3 protein-coding genes are annotated in these 2,142 nt (G+C 49.4%); 1 reads left to right on the top strand and 2 read right to left on the bottom strand.

What is annotated here, in order from left to right; translation table 11 throughout:
• Positions 1 to 62 precede the first annotated feature (62 nt).
• Positions 63 to 869, bottom strand: coding sequence for a septum site-determining protein MinD (gene minD / locus QUA16_RS05780; protein ID WP_333103449.1), 807 nt, complete (start codon positions 867 to 869; stop codon positions 63 to 65).
• A gap of 115 nt (positions 870 to 984) precedes the next feature.
• Between minD and QUA16_RS05775 the strand changes: the two genes are divergently transcribed.
• Complete coding sequence (locus QUA16_RS05775; protein ID WP_333103450.1) at positions 985 to 1,212, top strand: hypothetical protein; 228 nt, start codon at positions 985 to 987, stop codon at positions 1,210 to 1,212.
• Here the strand turns inward: QUA16_RS05775 and minC are convergent.
• Positions 1,209 to 2,012: a septum site-determining protein MinC gene (gene minC, locus QUA16_RS05770; protein ID WP_333103451.1), complete on the bottom strand. Its 804-nt coding sequence runs from the start codon at positions 2,010 to 2,012 to the stop codon at positions 1,209 to 1,211. The genes QUA16_RS05775 and minC overlap by 4 nt on opposite strands.
• Positions 2,013 to 2,142: the final 130 nt, after the last annotated feature.

The following is a 2,142-nucleotide window of genomic DNA, read 5'->3' as shown; positions in this document are numbered from 1 at the left end:
AAATTGGGGCTAGTTTTTGTGATGCGGTCGCTGCTGTTAAAGATCGATCGCCAATAAGCACATCACATAATTTTAGTATTTAAGAACTTGCGGAGGCGAGTAAAGAAGTTTTCGGGACGGGGATTTAGATCGAGAAATTCAACTTTTTCGCCTTCTAAGCGGCGGGCAATATTGTCGAAGGCTGTTCCAGCTAAAGAGGCCGTTTCCGACAATACTAATGGTTCGCCTCGGTTGGTGGAAACGATGACGCGCTCGTCGTCGGGAACGACGCCTAACAGAGAAATGGCGAGGATTTCCCGCACGTCTTGCACCGACATCATATCATTTGCCAGCACCATTGCGGGTCTGATCCGGTTGACGATCAGGTTGATTTTCTTGACGTTGTTGGCTTCCAGCAGCCCGATGACTCGATCGGCATCGCGGACAGCAGCGATTTCGGGAGTGGTGACAATGATGCCTTCTTGAGCCGGGGCGATCGCATTTTGAAAGCCTTGTTCAATTCCAGCAGGAGAGTCGATCAAAATATAGTCGTATTTTGGTCCCAACATCCCCACAAGCTGCTTCATCTGCTCGGCGCTGATGGCATCTTTCATCCGAGTTTGGGCAGCCGGCAACAGCACCAAGCGCGGCTGCCGCTTATCTTTCACCAAAGCTTGCTCTAATCGGCACTCTCCAGCGAGAACTTCTAATGCCGTGTAAACAATCCGATTTTCTAAGCCCAGCAGCAAGTCTAAATTTCTGAGACCGAAATCGGCATCAATTACAGCAACGTTGCGCCCCCGCTTAGCTAAAGCCATGCCGAGATTGGCTGTGGAGGTGGTTTTTCCTACCCCGCCCTTCCCTGATGTAACAACAATAATGCGAGCCATAAGCGATTTTTAGATTAGTTATTGGTAATTGGTAATTGGTAATTGGTAATTGGTAATTGGTAATTGGTAATTGGTAATTGCTAATTGGTAATTGCTAATTGGTAACAACTAACAAATGCCAACTAACAACTGTCAACTAACAACTGTCAACTGTCAACTGCCAACTGCCAACTGTCAACTGCCAACTGCCAACTGTCAACTGTCAACTGCCAACTGTCAACTGTCAACTGTCAACTGTCAACTGTCAACTGTCAACTGCCAACTGCCCACTGCCCACTGCCAACTGCCAACTGTCAACTGCCAACTGTCAACTGCCAACTGTCAACTGTCAACTGTCAACTAACCATTACCCCCGACTAACTGCGATTTGTCAAAATCAGAGGCTCTACCGATCCGAATCCCTTGGGGCGTCACATAGGCGACTTCCGGGAAAAACTGAGTCGGTGAGGTTTCTGGGCCTCTGGCAACATACTTAGCAATCCTAATCACCATCGGTTCCATCTGCAAGGTCATAATCACGCTTTTGGTGTTGCCACCGGCACCGGCGTGCACGACTCCCCGCAAACGGCCCCAAACTAGGATATCGCCTCCGGCGATGACTGAGCCGCCGGGATTTACGTCTCCCAAAAGTACGACGGTGCCCGGATGACGAATTTCTACGCCCGATCGCACTGTCATCTGCAAATATAAAGGTTCCGCCAGCGATTGCGCTTTTTCGGCAGTGGCTTTATTCAGGGAAGAAACCGGAGGCTGCTGTTCTACACAATAGCCTGCTGTAGCTGCGGCAACGGCGGTTTGGCGGCGACTGGTGTGGACTCGTTTGAGTTGCAGTTCCACTTCGGAGAGGGCATCGGCGATTTCTTGTAGTTGGCGGATATCTAAAAGCCGATCGTTCGCCATCAATTGTACTTCGGCATTGGGCTGCCAAAACCTTTCTCCTGCATTTAGCCTAACTTTTAGCTGTTGCCAAAGTTCAGTCCAAGTCGAGGCCGTGGCTGTTGCGGGTTCGCTGTTGGTTTCTGGGGGTAGTAACAACAGTAGCTGTCCGTCTTCTGTCTTGAGTCGGACTTGCAACTCTAAGCTGACTTCGGGTGTTGATTGAGGGGCGGCAGCAGCGGCTGCGGCGGAGGCATCGGGTGTCATGGGACAGTTTGATCTCGGGTAGGGACAGGTTAACATCAATATTAGCCTGAGTGGTCATTAGTCATTAGTCATTAGTCATTAGTCATTAGTCATTAGTCATTAGTCATTAGTCATTAGTCATTAGTCATTA

Source organism: Microcoleus sp. S13_C3 (assembly GCF_036700905.1).
GTDB lineage: Bacteria > Cyanobacteriota > Cyanobacteriia > Cyanobacteriales > Microcoleaceae > Microcoleus.
The sequence above is the reverse complement of the archived record's forward strand: the minus strand, read 5'-3'. Positions and strand labels throughout refer to the sequence as shown.